A 16,845-nucleotide genomic window follows, 5' to 3' on the forward strand; every position below is an offset into this window, starting at 1 on the left:
GTGCTATTTTCAACACCCCGCATTTTCAAAATTTATTCTTGTCTCTGCGGCTAAGTGATGGAGCTCTAATAACGATTAAACAACCACAAAATTGTTGTTCGTTATTGACAACCCAGCAGATAATCCGGCAAATTGTACCTGAGTAAATGCCCCTGCACTACCATCCTGGTCAAAGAACAATGCACCTGTAGTGGAGTTATAAATAAATCGCTGAGTGCTAGTGGTTGCAGATTCTCCAAGCGTAAACTGACTACCTTCTAGGACACCTGCTGATAAACCGCCACCAAAACCAGCAGCCGATACCTGAATTAGTTCACCAGTACTGAAGTCACGTATCAGATCAAGACCTTCATCGAAACTACTGAAAACAAAGGTATCAGTACCACCTTCCCCAAAGAGCCTATCATTACCCTTGCCACCAATGAGGATAGCATCGACATAGCCACCTCTGAGGGTATCATCACCATTGCCACCTTTGAGGGTGTTATTACCTGAGGCGCCAGAGGCTATCAGGGAATCATTACCATCGCCCCCATCTAATAGATTATTGCCTGAGGAAGAGCCAACATTCAATGTATCGTTACCATCGCCCCCATCTAATAGATTATTGCCTGAGGAAGAGCCAACATTCAAAGAATCGTTACCAACACCACCGTTGAGGGTGCTATCGCCATAGATATAAGAAGCTATCAGAGAATCATTACCATCGCCCCCAAAAAGCAGGCTATCGCCTGAACCGCTAATGAAATCTTGACCAGCGCCGCCATCTATTGTATCGTTACCATTGCTTGAGCGGAGCGTATCATTACCATTGGTTCCCACAAGATAATCATCGTAGGATGTACCTGTGATATTTAATTGTTCAATATTTTCGTAGCTAAGTACTGTTGTGCCCAGAGTCGTAGAAATTTCTCCAATGTTAGTAGTAGGATTGAAAGTCGAAGTAATTCCCGTGGTAGCACTGGCATAACTGACAGACAAGGTGTCGTTACCTGTTGAGCCATCTACTGTTTGAGTCACAAAGGTAGATAGGGAGTATAAATTCAACGAATCATTGCCACTCCCACCATTGAGGGTGTTATTGCCAGTGCCACCATTGAGAGTATCATCGCCAACACCACCATTAAGGGTATTATTGCCTGCACCACCCCTCAAAATGTCATTGCCACTGAAGCCTTGAAGAATGTCATCACCTCCCTGACCATTGATGACATCATTTGAATTGTCAAAGCCACTAACATTGTTGTTGAGGTCGTTGAGGAAAGTCAATAAAATCCGAGGCGCTATTGGAAACACCTCGGATTCTCAAAATTTATTCTTGTCCTGTGCTGCTAAGTGATGGAACTCTAATTACGCTTAAACAACCACAAAATTGTTGTTTGTTAGTGATAATCCAGCAGACAGTTGTGCAAATTGTACCTTAGTAAATGACTCTGCACTGCCATCTTGGTCAAAGAACAATGCACCCGTAGTTGAGTCATAGATAAATCTCTCAGTACTGGTGGTTGCAGATGTTCCAATAGCAAACTGACTAGCTTGTAGTACACCTGTTGATAAGCCGCCACCAAAACCAGCAGCCGATACCTGAATCAGTTCACTAGCAGTGAAGTCATAAATAGTATCAAGTTTTTCATTGAAACTACTGAAAGCAAAGGTATCAGTACCATCTTTGCCATAAAGAGCATCATTACCATTACCACCTGTGAGGATATCATTGCCATCTCCTCCATAAATGGTGTCATTTCCATTGCCACCATTAAGAATATTATTACCTAATGCCCCAGAGGCAGACAGATAATCATTGCCATCGCCACCATTGAGTGTGTTATTACCTTTTGAAAAGTCAATATTCAAGGTATCAGCACCAGCGCCACCATTGAGGGTGTTATTACCAGACGCCCGACGATAGACTTGGTAATATTCGTCATAAGAGTAGCCAGAAGCGGTCAGATAATCATTGCTATCGCCACCATCGAGTAGGTTATTACCTGCTGAATAGTCAACATTCAAGGTATCATTACCAGTGCCACCGTTGAGGGTATTATTGCCAGTGGTGCTGTAATACGATCCTCCGAAGCCGTAGCCGTAGCTAGAACCAGAGAGAAAATCATTGCCATCACCTCCATCCAATAGGTTAGCGCCTCTTGAATAGTTAACATTCAAGGTATCGTCACCAGAGCCGCCGTTGAGGGTGTTTTTGCCAGAGGTGTTATCAAACCTGTAGCCCTCGAAGTCAGATGCAGTGAGATAATCATTGCCATAGCTTCCATCGAGGAGGTTATCGCCTGTTGAAATGTCAGCACGCAAAGTATCGTTACCAGCGCCTCCCTTGAGGGTATTATTACCACTAGCAAGGTTGACGGAGAGATCATCATTGCCATTGCCACCATAGAGGAGGTTATCACCGCCTGAATAGAAGGCACGTAAAGTATCGTCACCAGCACCACCTTTGAGGGTGTTATTACCAAACACTAGAGGGTCGTAGTAGCTAGCTGAAACAGAGAGAAAATCATTGCCATCGCCACCATCGAGGAGGTTATCACCTGTTGAATAGTCAGCATTCAAAAAATCGTCACCAGCGCCACCTTTGAGGGTGTTATTACCAGACACCGCAGGGTCGTAGTAGTCGCCTACAACGGAGAGAGTATCATTGCCATCGCCACCATTGAGCAGATGATTGCCACCTGAAGAGTCAATATTCAAGCGATCGCTACCACTACCACCATTAAGGGTGTCATTGCCCCCACCAGCAACAAGAGTATCATTTCCTGCATCACCTTGCAGCAGATCGTTGCCCGTACCACCCACGAGGGAGTCATTGCCAGTACCACCAACGAGGGTATCATTCCCTACACCACCAATAAGAGTATCATTGCCTGTACCACCACGCAGCAAGTCGTCACCACTTAAGCCGTCGATTTTGTCATTACCCCCCTGAGCATTCACGACATCATTTGAGTCGTCTAAACCCGTAATGTTGTTAGCAAGGTCATTAAGGAAAGTCACCGTGTTTTTGGTGCCAATGCTGGTATCAGTAGAGTTGGCATTCAGGACATTAAAACTGTCAATAATACTAGTCTGTCCATCAAACAAGATATTGCCAATGGCTGGCCTTGTACCAAAAGCTTTCAGGTTATCCAAGTCTTCTAATTTGAAGTTTTCCAGGATGACTTTGGCACTGGGCACCCCTTCAAAGGTGATTTCCAGATTATTAATATTCTGGGTGAGCAACAAATTTTGGGCAGTCAAGCCTTCCCCAACGAATTGGATGGTATCGACTTCTGCAATGACTGCTGCTGTGGGATTTGTGCCTTTACCTACTCCACCAAAATCAGTGATTTTATCAGTACCGTCGCCCAAATTGTAAACAAATATATCCTTACCGCCGCCACCAGTCAGACTGTCGTCGCCTATTTTACCGTTAATTGTATCTGCGCTGTTAGTGCCAAGCAGGGTATCGTCATCGTTGCTTCCAATGATATTTGCCATAACTTTTACCTTCCTTAATCAATTTTTCAGTAGCGTAAGTAAAATCAATTGGACATTAGGAAAACTCTTCCTTAATTTCCAGTCCCTAATCCTTAGTCCCCAGTACTCAGGGACAGGAGCGTGGTGTACCAACAGCCACCAGACTTTAATATGGTGGCTGACTCCGACGGTCGTACCCCCTACTATTAAGCAAGCTATGGGTCGTGTTTCGCCTTGGGAGAAGACTCGGCTTAGCTGGGCTATCGTTGCGACCAGTTAAATTCTTAACTTGCTATTAGTGATGTTTTAGGGCACACAGAACTCGCCGAAAGTTAAACCTTTTGACACGCTTTTATCTCACCCTTGAGGGTTAGCAATTTTTGCCAAACATTCGCCCTGTTGACCAGTGTCTACGTAGCACTTAATTATCTAGGACTATTTAAGCCTTAGGCACTCTACATATTTTTGAGGGTGTGTACTAGGGGAAACACAGAGTTTCAGGTTTTTTCAATCACGTTTGGCCACTGACCCAGGAGTTAACAAACCCAGGCATGGCTGAAAAAGCGTTGAAAAATCAAGCTTAAATGCCCCAAATTCACACTTCATATTTAGTTTTTTGTCTATGCCTCAGTCCTACTATCTTGAAAATAGAGAACAATTTACAGGGGATAGTAAAAGGCATTTTCATACCCTGGCTATAGGCTATTGCCCGTGGGGTTGTAACTAAAAAAATAGGGAACAACATTTAAATAACACCATAATAAGTAAATACCGAATATTTACTTGCATGTCTATCCGTAAAGACATATCTTTGCATATTCTTTACATTAGTTGACAATCGTGTGTATATATCAGTACTTTTCTTTGTGTAGTATTGACATTTTGATAATTCATAGTTAATGACTTGCAGAATGCAGCAGCTACACCGAAGTACGAAGCGTTTGCAGAGCTTGTCGAAGAGAGACTTCTAACTATGGAAACTTCTGAGATGCCCGAAAGAGCGGTAAAAAGATACATATGTCTTTGGCGATCGCAGCCATGCTTGGATTGAGCAACGCCTACACTAGGATTGCCGCCGAGTGAGTATGTAGCAATATACTCTAATCAAATGAAAAAGGGTAGACGTGACTAAAATCACAAATGCAGACATGATGAGATTTAGCAAAGAATAGTTGCCGCGATCGCTCATTCAAAATCATCAGCATTTTTCAGGTATCTTGGGAATGCGTCAGCCTTGGTTTGTAGAACTGACTGTATTAAACAATTAAATGCGAGATGTCATTTTCAACACCTCGCATTCTCAAAATTTATTCTTGTCCTCTGCCGTCCAGTGATGGGACTCTAATAGTTGTAACCAACCACAAAATTGTTGTTGGTTAATGACAATCCAGCAGTAAGTAAAGCAAATTGTACCTGATTGAAGCCACTTGCACTGCCATCTTGGTCAAAGAACAATGCACCTGTAGTCGAGTTATAAATGAATCTTTGAGCGCTCGTGGTTGCAGATGCTCCAATGGTAAACTGACTAGCTGAAAGTACACCCACTGATAAGCCACCACCAAAATTATAGTAGCCAGGCGACACCCGAATCAGTTCATTAGTTGGGTTGAAGTTATAAATAGTATCTATACCTTCATTGAAACTATTGAAAGCAAAGGTATCAGTACCACCTCCTCCATAAAGGCGATCGTTACCATCACCACCATAGAGGTTATCATTGCCATTACCACCTCTGAGGGTATCAGTACCACTTGCTCCACTGAGGGTATCATTACCATTGCTCCCCACAATGGAATCATTGTAGTATGTACCTGAGATATTTAATTGTTCGATATTTTTATAGCTAATCAGTCTCGTGCCACTGGTAATTGAGCCAATCTTAGTAGTAGCATTGAAAGTCGAAGTTATTCCCGTGATACCATTGGAACTGATAGTGTAATCGACGACGGTCAACAAATCGTCACCGATACCGCCATCTATTGTATCATTGCCAGCATTTCCAGTGGAGAGCGTATCATTGCCATTGGTTCCGACAATCAAATCATCGTAGTTTGTCCCTGTGATATTTAATCCTTCGATATTTTTGTAGCTAACCAGTCTCGTCCCCACTGCAATTGAGCCAATGTTAGTAGTAGCATTGAAAGTCGAAGTAATTTCCGTGGTATTAAAGGGACTGATATCAACGGTCAACAAATCGTTACCAGTACCGCCATCTATTGTATCGTTGCCACCATTTCCAATGGAGAGCGTATCGTTGCCATTGCTGCCGAGAATCAAATCATCGTACTTTGTCCCTATGATATTTAATCGTTCGATATTTTTGTAGCTAATTAGTCTCGTGCCATTGGTAATTGAGCCAATATTAGTAGTGGCATTAAAAGTCGAAGTAATTCCTGTGGTACCGTAGGATCTGGCGAAATCGACGGTCAAAAAATCTTCACCCTTACCCCCGTCTATCGTATCATTACCACTACTGCCCCCAGAGAGTGTATCGTTGCCATCAGTCCCCACAATGTTGTCATTGTAGCCTGTACCTGAGATATTCAATCGTTCGATATTCTTGTAGGTAAGCCGAGGCGTATCTGTCGTGATTTCTATAATGTTAGTAGTGCCATTAAAACTCGAAGTGATCCCCGCTCCCACATAGGCAAAATCGAAGTACAGCAAATCGTCACCGTCACCCCCATCTACCATGTTATTACTATCACCATATCCTACAATGTAACCATTGCCAGGACCACCTCCATAGAGGATATCATCGCCATTTCCACCGTTGAGGGTATTATCACCCAACGCGCCAGAGGCACTCAGAGTATCATTGCCATCGCCTCCATCTAAGAGGTTATCGCCATATGAGGTAGAGTCACTGTAGTAGTCGAAATAAGCTCTGTCAAAAAAGCCAGAGATGTCTAGATAATCATTGCCATCGCCTCCAAAGAGGAGGTTATTACCTGCTGATCCGCTAGCCTTCAAGGTATCATCGCCAGCACCACCGTTGAGAGTGTTATTGCCAGATGAGTAAGAGTTATATGTGGAGTAGGAGTCGTAGCCCTCGAATGCCGAATCAGAGCCAGAGATATCTAGACGATCATTGCCATTCCCCCCATCTAAAAGGTTATTACCTTTTGAAGCGCTAGCACTCAAGGTATCATCACCTGCACCACCGTTGAGGGTATTATTGCCTAAGGAGAAATCGTCGTAGCTTATTCCGCTGCTGGAGTACCAATAGCCATAGCCAGAGGCTGTCAGAGAATCATTCCCATCGTCCCCAGAGAGTAGATTATTGCCCGCACTACCAATGAGAGTATCATTGCCCGCACCACCCCGCAGCAAGTCGTTACCACTTTTGCCGTCAATAATGTCATCACCCCCCTGACCATTAATCACATCATCTGAGTTGTCAAAGCCGCTAATATTATTCGATAGGTCATTGAGGAAGGTGACTGTATTTTTTCTAAAGATAGTGCTTTGGGTGGAGTTGGCATCGAAGACATCAAATCTGTCGGTGATGCTAGTTTGCCCATCAAACAGAATATTGCCCGAGTCTACAGTGGCTCCAGTGGATTTGGTGAGGTTATCGAGGTTTTCCAGGGCAAAGTTTTCCAGGATGACTTTTGTATCAGCCACCCCTTCAAAAGTGATTTCCAAACTTGTGCCATTCTGGGTGAGTAGCAGATTTCGGGCAGTCAAGCCTTCCCCAAGGAATTTGATGGTATCGACTTCGGTAGTGACTGCTGCTGTTGGCTTTGTGCCTTTACCTACTCCACCAAAATCAGTGATGGTATCTGTGCCGTCACCTCGGTTGTAAACAAATATGTCCTTGCCACCACCGCCAGTTAAGCTGTCGTTACCCTGTTTGGCTGTGATGGTATCGTTCCCCGTTAAACCATTAATCTTATTCGCGCTGTTAGTACCCAGTAGGGTATCGTTACCGTTGGTTCCAATGATATTAGTCATAACTTTTACCTGATTGAATCGATTTTTGCAGGAATTTCAGTTGTCAATAATCGAGTTAGTGCTGTTTGAGGGCAGGAAAATTCGCCCAGAGACAACACTTTCCGCATACTTTATTCACCTTTGAGGGTTAACAATTTTTCTTTGAAAATTTCCCCTTTCATTGCCTTGTAAGGATTACTCATCCAAGTTATTGACGACTATCTAAGTCTTAAGCACTGTCAAATGTCTCAGGTTGTGGATTCACAAAAACAATTAGTTTCAGGCTGATTGAAATCATTAGACCTGCCTTAAAAATAGGGACTGGGGACTGGGGATTGGGGACTGGGAAAGAGATATTTTCATTCTTTCCTTGTGAGTGCAACTCATGAAGTCTCTTGCAAAAGTCCCCTAACACCCCACCCCCAGCCCCTCCCCGCTCTTCGGGAGGGGAGACTTTGATGTAAGTCACGTCTAGCCTGAAAATAGGAAAGATTTAAATAACCCGATAATAACTAAATACCGAATATTTACTTAGATGTCTATTATTTAAATAAAAATTTTTGCATACTTTTCGTAATATTTGCTACTTACAATGTGCTATATTACTCAAATAGTATATTTTTACGAAAAATTACGCACGCTAGTAAGTAAAAATCGGCAATATGCGATGGATGCGATCGCTCATAGAAAAATTTGGACGATGAAAAGGCTCAAGGGGTTCAACTGTACAAGAGACGCGATTTATCCCATTGATTGTCTTAATTTATCTATACAATTCAGTTGAGGATTGTTTGTAGAGACGTTGTATTGCAACGTCTCTGATGAGATTATTAATTGTACCGAGACAGCAGATTGAATCTCAATCACTCTGTAGCTATCAAGAAAATAACAGTGATTTGACTATTGTCGAGATTGGATTTGCTGCACTAAATCATAAAAAGGTTGCCAATTATCTTCTTGAACGATTGGTTCCCAAATAGATTCAATCACAGGTCTTAACAATGCTGTTTTCGGATTATGAAAAGCTAAAGTTTGGGCGATTGTATTTAGGCGATCGCCATCTAAATCATTCAAGATTTTATGGTATAGTATGCACCAATCATCAAAAATTCCTGATGCTCCCGGTACTGGTACAATATCTGAAGTATTCATTACGAAACCTGGTTCATCTCGCCATTTAGATGAAAAGGTGCGAGCCATCTCATAAAAAAATTCGTGATAACCAACTTTGCTATTGGTCAAAAATTCAATCGTTAAATTCAAGAGTTCTTTTGCCTGTGGATTTGGCAACTCTACAAAACCCAACTTTTTCAACATTAAAGAACTGTATTCTGCTTGATAATATTCATCAAATTTTGCTATTCCAGACTTCAAGTCGTCTTTATCAATAATCGCCTTTAAAGGTTCCTGGAGCATTTCTAGATTCAACTGGCAAACGCTTGGTTGATGAATGTAACAATAGCGTCCATAATAGTCGAAATATGCAGCTATAAAGTATGGGTTATAGTTAGCAATAAACGCATAAGGACCATAATCAAAACTCTCTCCTGTAATTGACATATTGTCAGTATTGAGAACTGCATGACAAAAACCAGCAGCCATCCACTGGGCTGCTAATTCTGCAACTCTTTTAACTAATTCGGCGTAAAACAAGGCATATTTATCTTCTTGGGCGTCCAAGTCTTGATAATATTCCTTAATTACGTGGTCTAACAGCTTCTGAGTTAAATCTGGACGTTGTAAATAATGCAGACGCTCAAAAGTGCCAAAGCGAATATGAGAATTGCTCATCCTGACCATTACAGATGAACGAGTAGGTGAAGGTTCATCCCCCCGCCACAAGGATAAGCCTGTTTCAATCATGCTGAGACAGCGCGAGGTACGTACACCCAGGTGGTGCAGTGCTTCCGCAGCCAGAACTTCCCGCACTCCACCTTTAAGCGTCAGCAAACCGTCGCCACCACGAGAGTAAGGCGTTCTGCCAGAACCTTTAGTGCCAAAATCGTATAATTGGCCATCAGTAGTGCGTACTTGCCCGTAGAGAAAGCCTCTGCCATCACCCAAGAGTGGGTTATATTCACCAAATTGATAGCCGTGGTAACGCATTGCCAAAAGTGGTTTGCGCCCCTCAAATTTGCCAAAAGCTGTGATGAAATCTTCATCTTTAACTACTTGGGGGTCAAGACCTAAGCGCGGTAACAGTGCATCGTGACGCCAACGCAAGATGTGTTGGGGAAATTCTTCTGCCGCAACCTCGTCGTAGTAGTCATCGCCTAGAGATTCCAAGGCGCTTTCGTAGTTCAGGGAGAGAAAAGGATTGCTAGAATTTTTGGAGTTTGGAGTTTGGGCCAGAGTCATTACGAGCAAAACTTAATTCATTCTTTCCCTTAATACTACCTCTGGCTTCACCATCAGCATCGACATATTCTCAATTACGAATTATTTTAAGATTTTGGTGCTTGCCAATTAGGATTGGTCAGACTCGTCAAAATATGATCTTCCCATTGTCCATTAATTAATAAATAGTCTCTAGCATATCCTTCAATGACAAAACCGAGTCTTTTGAGGACATTGCCACTGCGGCGATTGTGAGGCATATAATTAGCCATGACACGGTGAAAATTTAACTCTTGAAAGAGATATTGAATTGCTACTTTTAACCCTTCTGTCATATATCCTTTGCCTTGCTTTGTTTCGGCAAGGCTATATCCCACATAGCAAAAATGAGCAGCACCTCGAACAAAATTACTAAAATTGATAGTCCCAATAATTACAGTTGGATTTTTTTTAGTAAAAATAAATAGCTTTAAGGACTGGCCATTGATAAATTCCAGAAAATTGTTCTCTATTTGATACTGCCAATATTCTTGAGTAAAAAAACCATCAGCCCAAAGAGGGTAAAATGGGGTAAGATAATTTTTGTTATCATCAAAATATTTGATAACTTGAGGTATATCGTCTTGAATTGCCGATCGCAACAACAGGCGATCGCTTTTAATTAACGGCAGTTCTAATTTCATACACTACTCATTTGTCATTAGTCATTTGTTTTTCTCCGTGTTCTGGCGTAAGAGCGTCCCCCTCATCTCCCCACTCCCTTCAACAAATACAGTAAGTATTTTTGCTCTGAATCTGCCATTCAACCAAAATCTTGATAAGCTGATGTCTAACATATCTAGGCGCAAGGATTGAGAGCTAATGGGTGATTAAGAACTTCAATAAAATCCCTTTGCCCAAACGCTGTACCAGAGGAAATTCAACCAAAAGACAGCCTTGATAAACCTAGTCTACAAGAAGGATAGTGACGGTGGGAATACGCTACGATTGGCAGGAATTAGAGATTCGGGCGATATACAACACGCCTTTGCTAGAGCTTATTTATCAAGCCGCTAGCGTGCATCGCCAATATCATGACCCAACAAAAATCCAAGTTTGTAAGCTCATATCTATTAAAACCGGAGGTTGTCCAGAAGATTGTAGCTACTGTGCCCAATCTTCGCGCTATAAAACAGAGGTAAAGGCGCAAGCACTTCTCGAAAAGGAAACGGTAGTTAACATTGCTCAAAAAGCTAAAGAAACTGGTGTTAGCCGCATCTGCATGGGTGCTGCTTGGCGCGAAGTGCGGGACAACTCACAATTTGAGGAAGTCCTGGAAATGGTCAAGGATGTGACGGCAATGGGCTTGGAAGTATGCTGCACTCTGGGAATGTTGACACCAAATCAAGCCAAGCGATTGGAAGATGCTGGACTTTACGCCTATAACCATAACTTAGATACATCCCCAGAATATTACAGCACAATTATTACCACAAGGACATATGGCGATCGCTTGAACACAATTGAGAATGTCCGTCAAACAAATGTGACTGTATGTTCTGGCGGTATTCTTGGTTTGGGCGAAACTGTGGATGACCGCATTGGCATGTTGCAAACTTTAGCAAACTTACATCCTCATCCAGAGTCCGTACCAATTAATATTCTCTCCCAAGTACCAGGCACACCCTTAGAAAATCAGCCTGATGTCCCCATTTGGGATGTTGTGCGAATGATTGCCACAGCCAGAATTTTAATGCCAGCTTCCGATGTGCGCCTTAGTGCTGGTAGGGCTAGACTTTCTCAAGTTGAACAAGCTTTTTGCTTTATGGCAGGAGCTAATTCTATCTTTTCCAGCGACGACAACAAAATGTTGACGGTGACAACTCCCTGTCCAGATTATGATAGCGATCGAGAAATGCTGAATTTACTCGGTTTGGGAATGCGTCCACCTTCCCAAAGACAGGAGAAATTAACAAGCCCTGCTGTGGTGGGATAAGTACTCACAGCATTTTTCAGGTAAATAAATTACATTTGTAGGGGCACAACATGTTGTGCCCCTACAATTATCTGTACCTCACCAAGCTGCAATTTGCTGTAATTTGGTCTTGATTAAATTATCTTGGCAGTGCGTAGACCAAAAAACAGACCAAGAGCTATAGCAAAGAATAAACCCAAGAACCCGATGTAAGCTACAATTGCAAACATTTATTTTTCTCCACAATACTTCCTAAATCTATTGAATCATTAGATGTTGGATATTGGGCATTGGGTATTGGGTATTGGGCATTGGGTTGGCTAAAAATGCCTCACTAAGTTGATATTGCTTACTGCACAATCTGATAACACCCATTAGCATTAGGAGGCGCTGTTTGTGTTGAGGCAGTTGTGAGTAGCAGTGAGTTAGGTGCTTGGCCTAAGCCATTACCTGTAGCAATTACATCAAAAATGACTCCGGGCGGGACTTGTTGATTCGCAACTTCTACTGTGATTGGTGGGTTGAAGGCATTATTGATCAATGGGTCAAATTGGTCAGGTAGAACTGGATTGAAGTTATATGTACCAGCCGTAAGTTCTGGGTAAGGAATAGCAGTTTTGGGTGTCAGGTCTGTGATGCGAGTTTCATCCACATTTGGGCTAGAGGATTTGCTAATACGGAAATCTATAACAGCGCTAGTTTCCGAAAAGCGATACCAACGTCCTTTAAATTTACCTGGATTAGGCTGTGTTAAATCCTCTGGAATCACAAAGGGTGATTGATTAAATAATGGTTGACCTGAGGGACCTTGTAGTGTTCCTGTGATCGCTACTGTATAAGCACTATTAGGCGCTCCTGTAAAAGTTCTTTGAGCAATTGTACTGTAAGTACCAGATTGCACAAAACGTACATGAATATTTCCTGGTGTTACATTTACATATTTACTAGCTTGACGAAAATCTACATTCTCCAAAACTTTGTCACCGTTGACAATCACATCAACTGGTGATGCAGTAGCAACCGCAGCGTTAATAACTCTTAATTTGGTAGGGCATTTATAAGGGTTGAGAAGAGAATCTAGTAGGCTTAGGCTTCCAGTGGACAATTTTTGTGAAGGCTCTGTAGATAGTTGAGAATAGGCTAAACCTTTGTATGGATAACTAGTCAAACTAATTAAAGATAATGTCAAAGCACCTAAGAATAATCGTCTTGTTAGAAACATATCTTCCTCCTATCCTGAGACAAAATAACAAATGAGCAAGCTTTTTTTTGCATAAAAAATGATGCGATAGTCATCGCAAAGATTTTTTATGTATGGGGCTATAGATATTGCAATGGTAGATATTTAATTTGAGAAAACAGGTTATTTTTTCTGTTGTTTTCCCAAGCATTAGATACTCTTGGTTATTGAGTAAATAGTGTGGTAAAAACACACTAAATTCTGTACTAAATAACCATAGTATTTATGTCAAGAGTGTGAAGAGTATCCAAGTCTATCAATCTGTTCAAATCGCCCAAAATAGCTCTGATAATTGCCTAATAAAAATGCTTGTGCATCTTTACTAAAAGAGTAATTTGGTTTTGATTTTTTCTTATTTTTTATATTCCTAATTTATTTTACATTGCTCTTCCTGCCTCCTTTACAGCTACTATTCGTTAATAATTACAAAAAATTTATTTGTTCTTTAATATATCTTAACATAGTTAATCTGGTACAGACAATTGATATTATTAATGATAATAATTTGTTTTGCTCTATGACTAGCAAGCCTTCTAGCAACTGTTAAACATTGCCTAATTTATATTCTTTTAGGCAATGTAAAATAACTTTTTAACGAAAGAATCAGGGTTGTAGCTTCTACAGGAGGTTCTGCCTGGGCATCGGTGAGAAGTTAAGGTGATTGCACTTTTGTCAAGTAGAGCTTCAAAATTAGTCTCTGATGCGGCGGGGTTAGTGTGAAACCAAGCCTCAACAGGTAAACGATTCGCTAAATCAATAACTGTACAAATCTCTCCTAGCAACTGACCTACCTTCAAATCTTCCAGGCTTTTTAGCTTGCGAAACAAAGGTTTTAATGTTGACTCATCCAAATCCAAATTCGTTCAAAATTAACAAGTGCAAATTTAACACTTTCACAGAGTGGTCGCCTCAGCCGCTGTTGCCAATTAAGTTGTAACTGAGGCAATAAATCTTTGAATACTCGCTCAAATAATTCTGCTGGAAATACTAAGAATCTTTCTGATATAGGAATCCGATCCCATACCCCATGCCCCATGCCCCATGCCCCATGCCCTATCCCCATTCCCCAGATTGCGATAGAATACAGCCCACGGGCGCTTGTTTGGGGTTGGGCAATGACTTCTATAATTAATGTGAATTTACCAGAGCAATCTTATGAGATTGCGATCGCACCTTCGAGTTTAGATCAACTCGGTCAACACATGGCCAGTCTGAAGCTAGGCAAGAAGGTACTACTGGTTTCTAATCCGACGATTTTTAAGCATTTTGGCGAAAGAGCCATTGCATCGCTGACATCTGCTGGATTTGAAGTTGCTAGCTGCACCCTACCACCTGGGGAACGCTACAAAACCCTCAACTCCATCCAAAAACTCTATGATGTCGCCTTGGAAAACCGTCTAGAACGTTCTTCTACTATGGTGGCTTTGGGGGGAGGTGTAATTGGTGATATGACAGGTTTTGCCGCCGCAACCTGGCTGCGGGGAATTAATGTTGTGCAAGTGCCTACCTCTCTGTTGGCAATGGTAGATTCGGCAATTGGTGGCAAAACTGGTGTCAATCATCCCCACGGTAAAAACTTAATTGGGGCATTCCATCAACCACGCTTGGTTTTGATTGACCCAGAAGTGTTGAAAACTCTTCCCATGCGCGAGTTTCGGGCGGGGATGGCAGAAGTTATCAAATACGGTGTGATTTGGGATGCCGAATTGTTTGCCCAGTTGGAAGCAAGTAAACGTCTCGACCAACTCCGCTATGTTAAACCTGAATTGATAGACAGCATATTACTACGTTCTTGTCAAGCTAAAGCTGATGTTGTTAGCAAAGATGAAAAAGAAGGTGGATTAAGGGCGATTCTCAACTATGGACATACCATCGGTCATGCGGTGGAAAGTTTGACTGGTTATCGTTTAGTCAATCACGGTGAAGCAGTGGCGATCGGTATGGTAGCGGCTGGGCAAATTGCTGTGGAACTGGGTATGTGGCAAAAGGAAGACACGGAACGCCAAAATGCTTTAATTCAAAAAACAGGTTTACCGACTCAGTTACCAGCTGGGGTGGATATTGAAGCAATTATTGAAGCGTTGCAGTTAGATAAAAAAGTCAAAGCTGGGAAAGTGCGGTTTATCTTGCCAACACAAATTGGTGTAGTGACAATTACTGATGAGGTGCCATCAGATATTATTCGGCAAGTTTTGCGGGGAATTTGACCAAAAGACACTTGAGGACTACTAAAAGCCCGCACCATATTCGCTACTCAGAATCAGTGTGGGTAGTTTAGCCACACGCTCATATGCCAACACAGTTCAGTTAAGCATTTCTACTCTTTCTTTTCTCTGTGTTCTCTGCGCCTCTGCGGTTCGTAAAACAAAACTTTTAGCCTTGAGTGAACCGTATTGGCTCATATGCCACTTCCGAGACTGTGCGACGGTACATTTCTAAAGCAGATTGGCTTTGCTCAACCATTTGGGCTTGGGTTAGTGGTTGAAAATTTAATGCCGTATCTATCAAAGCATAGTGGGAGGGTGAGAACCCCTACGCTTTAGCGAGGGTGATGAAACCCGACTCAAGGGGATTTATCCCCGTGTTTCCTTATTTTCCACGTTGGTTTTCAATATACTTTTTAAGTACCTCAGTGCTAACCTGACCAGTTGACGCTACAAAATAGGTCGGTGTCCACAAAGCGGGTAGTTTTTTAAGTTCTGGAAATTCTTTTCTTAGATGATGGGATGCCCTACCTTTAACCCATCTAGCAATGTCTGCTGGTGATTCATGAGTGGGTGCATTAATAAATAAAAAAGTATTAAAAAACGTAATATTTGTGCCCGATTTAAAGCAAGACTGTAAACTTAGTACCCTTCGGATAGTTATCTTCAGCAGTAATGCTACCATGATGTGCATCGATCGCCATTTTGCAGAAAGCCAACCCTAATCCGATTTGGGAAACTTCTGAATTAAGAGTTCCAATCTCATACTTATCAAAAATGCTTTGCCGCAAGTTTTCAGGAATTCCCGAACCAGAATCAGCAACTTGCACTTTCGTACCTCCTGTTGCTAAATGTTCTGCCCGCAAGATTACTTGAGAGTTGGATGGTGAAAACTTAATGGCATTGGAGAGCAAATTATCTAAAACTCGGCGAAATATAGCTGCATCTACTTTCACCATGCCGCCGGGTTTGGGTAATTCACTGATGAGAGTGAGATTTTTTTGGGCTGCGATCGCTTCAACATCCGCCAAGGCTGAAATACACAGCGCATAAAGGTCTACTTCTGTATAGTTGAGAACCATTTTGCCGGATTCTAATTTTGCCATGATTAGCAAACTATTAATTAACGATTGCAACTGTTGACTAGCGATCGCAATTTGTTTAATCTTCTGCTGCTGCTTCTGAAAAGTTAAGCCGGGAAATCGGAGAATTTCAGTTGATAGGACAATACTCGCAAGAGGATTTCGCAAATCATGGACGATCATGTTGACCACATCTTCTCGGAGTTGGAGTAAAGCTTGCAGGTTATCGTACTGTTGCTTAATCCGCAACATAGAATTTACCCTAGCTCGTAACTCTAAACTATTGATGGGCTTACTAATGAAATCATCTGCGCCGGCGCCTAAACACCGAGCCAGATCTTCTTTAGCAGTTAATGCCGTCACCATGACAATGGGAACTGTTTGCCATTGCAGATCAGCTTTGATGCGCCGACATACTTCTAAACCATCTAAATCGGGCATCATCACATCCAGCAAAATTACATCGGGCTGAAAACTATTGAGACGAGTAAGGGCTTGTTGACCACTAGGAGCATAATGTAATTGATATCCTTGCCCATCTAGTAATGTTTCAATAACGTCAAAATTATCTGGTTCATCATCAATTACTAAAATAGAGGGTTGAGTGTCCATCAAGAATTTCCC

General features: G+C 42.0%; 11 protein-coding genes and 2 pseudogenes. 2 read left to right on the forward strand and 11 right to left on the reverse strand.

The window, feature by feature from the left end:
- Positions 1–75: 75 nt before the first annotated feature.
- The 5 genes and pseudogenes from IQ276_RS22450 to IQ276_RS22475 form a co-directional block, all read right to left on the reverse strand.
- Complete coding sequence (locus tag IQ276_RS22450; protein ID WP_193919353.1) at positions 76–1,296, reverse strand: calcium-binding protein; 1,221 nt, start codon at positions 1,294–1,296, stop codon at positions 76–78.
- A 60-nt stretch (positions 1,297–1,356) separates the two neighbouring features.
- Positions 1,357–3,489, reverse strand: a complete 2,133-nt coding sequence (locus tag IQ276_RS22455; protein WP_193919355.1) for a calcium-binding protein — start codon at positions 3,487–3,489, stop codon at positions 1,357–1,359.
- A gap of 1,320 nt (positions 3,490–4,809) precedes the next feature.
- A pseudogene (locus IQ276_RS40620) lies at positions 4,810–7,425 on the reverse strand (beta strand repeat-containing protein); the annotation flags it as partial.
- Between the two features lie 879 nt (positions 7,426–8,304).
- Positions 8,305–9,762 (reverse strand): protein adenylyltransferase SelO, encoded by a 1,458-nt coding sequence (locus IQ276_RS22470; RefSeq protein ID WP_193921657.1) that lies wholly within the window; start codon positions 9,760–9,762, stop codon positions 8,305–8,307.
- A gap of 86 nt (positions 9,763–9,848) precedes the next feature.
- Positions 9,849–10,424 (reverse strand): GNAT family N-acetyltransferase, encoded by a 576-nt coding sequence (locus IQ276_RS22475; protein WP_193921655.1) that lies wholly within the window; start codon positions 10,422–10,424, stop codon positions 9,849–9,851.
- A 281-nt stretch (positions 10,425–10,705) separates the two neighbouring features.
- Between IQ276_RS22475 and bioB the strand changes: the two genes are divergently transcribed.
- Positions 10,706–11,716, forward strand: coding sequence for a biotin synthase BioB (gene bioB / locus IQ276_RS22480; RefSeq protein WP_193921653.1), 1,011 nt, complete (start codon positions 10,706–10,708; stop codon positions 11,714–11,716).
- 113 nt (positions 11,717–11,829) lie between these two features.
- Here the strand turns inward: bioB and petL are convergent, their stop codons facing one another.
- The 3 genes from petL to IQ276_RS22495 form a co-directional block, all read right to left on the reverse strand.
- Positions 11,830–11,925, reverse strand: a complete 96-nt coding sequence (gene petL, locus IQ276_RS22485) for a cytochrome b6-f complex subunit PetL (protein ID WP_190884127.1) — start codon at positions 11,923–11,925, stop codon at positions 11,830–11,832.
- 119 nt (positions 11,926–12,044) lie between these two features.
- On the reverse strand, positions 12,045–12,917 hold the full coding sequence (locus IQ276_RS22490; RefSeq protein ID WP_193921651.1) for a DUF4397 domain-containing protein: 873 nt from the start codon (positions 12,915–12,917) through the stop codon (positions 12,045–12,047).
- Between the two features lie 587 nt (positions 12,918–13,504).
- Positions 13,505–13,786, reverse strand: coding sequence for a hypothetical protein (locus IQ276_RS22495; protein WP_193921649.1), 282 nt, complete (start codon positions 13,784–13,786; stop codon positions 13,505–13,507).
- A 264-nt stretch (positions 13,787–14,050) separates the two neighbouring features.
- Between IQ276_RS22495 and aroB the strand changes: the two genes are divergently transcribed.
- Positions 14,051–15,142, forward strand: a complete 1,092-nt coding sequence (gene aroB, locus IQ276_RS22500; RefSeq protein WP_193923838.1) for a 3-dehydroquinate synthase — start codon at positions 14,051–14,053, stop codon at positions 15,140–15,142.
- Between the two features lie 166 nt (positions 15,143–15,308).
- Here aroB and IQ276_RS40305 read toward each other — a convergent pair whose 3' ends face one another.
- From IQ276_RS40305 to IQ276_RS22510, 3 genes and pseudogenes are all read right to left on the reverse strand, one after another.
- A complete protein-coding gene (locus IQ276_RS40305; protein WP_255264347.1) occupies positions 15,309–15,443 on the reverse strand; it encodes a hypothetical protein in 135 nt (44 codons plus the stop codon).
- Between the two features lie 81 nt (positions 15,444–15,524).
- Positions 15,525–15,725 (reverse strand): annotated as a pseudogene (locus tag IQ276_RS22505) (IS200/IS605 family transposase); the annotation flags it as partial.
- 37 nt (positions 15,726–15,762) lie between these two features.
- Positions 15,763–16,833 carry a hybrid sensor histidine kinase/response regulator gene (locus tag IQ276_RS22510; RefSeq protein WP_193923840.1) on the reverse strand — a complete coding sequence of 357 codons (1,071 nt, stop codon included), beginning with the start codon at positions 16,831–16,833 and terminating at the stop codon, positions 15,763–15,765.
- Positions 16,834–16,845 lie beyond the last annotated feature (12 nt).

It is taken from the genome of Desmonostoc muscorum LEGE 12446 (assembly GCF_015207005.2).
Taxonomy (GTDB): Bacteria; Cyanobacteriota; Cyanobacteriia; order Cyanobacteriales; family Nostocaceae; genus Nostoc; species Nostoc muscorum.

Excerpts from the sequence above, each read along its gene's own strand:
- IQ276_RS22455 (WP_193919355.1), bottom strand. The coding sequence starts at position 3,489 with ATGGCAAATATCATTGGAAGCAACGATGACGATACCCTGCTTGGCACT.
- IQ276_RS22470 (WP_193921657.1), bottom strand. The coding sequence starts at position 9,762 with ATGACTCTGGCCCAAACTCCAAACTCCAAAAATTCTAGCAATCCTTTT.
- IQ276_RS22475 (WP_193921655.1), bottom strand. The coding sequence starts at position 10,424 with ATGAAATTAGAACTGCCGTTAATTAAAAGCGATCGCCTGTTGTTGCGA.
- petL (WP_190884127.1), bottom strand. The coding sequence starts at position 11,925 with ATGTTTGCAATTGTAGCTTACATCGGGTTCTTGGGTTTATTCTTTGCT.
- IQ276_RS22490 (WP_193921651.1), bottom strand. The coding sequence starts at position 12,917 with ATGTTTCTAACAAGACGATTATTCTTAGGTGCTTTGACATTATCTTTA.
- aroB (WP_193923838.1), top strand. The coding sequence starts at position 14,051 with ATGACTTCTATAATTAATGTGAATTTACCAGAGCAATCTTATGAGATT.
- IQ276_RS22510 (WP_193923840.1), bottom strand. The coding sequence starts at position 16,833 with ATGGACACTCAACCCTCTATTTTAGTAATTGATGATGAACCAGATAAT.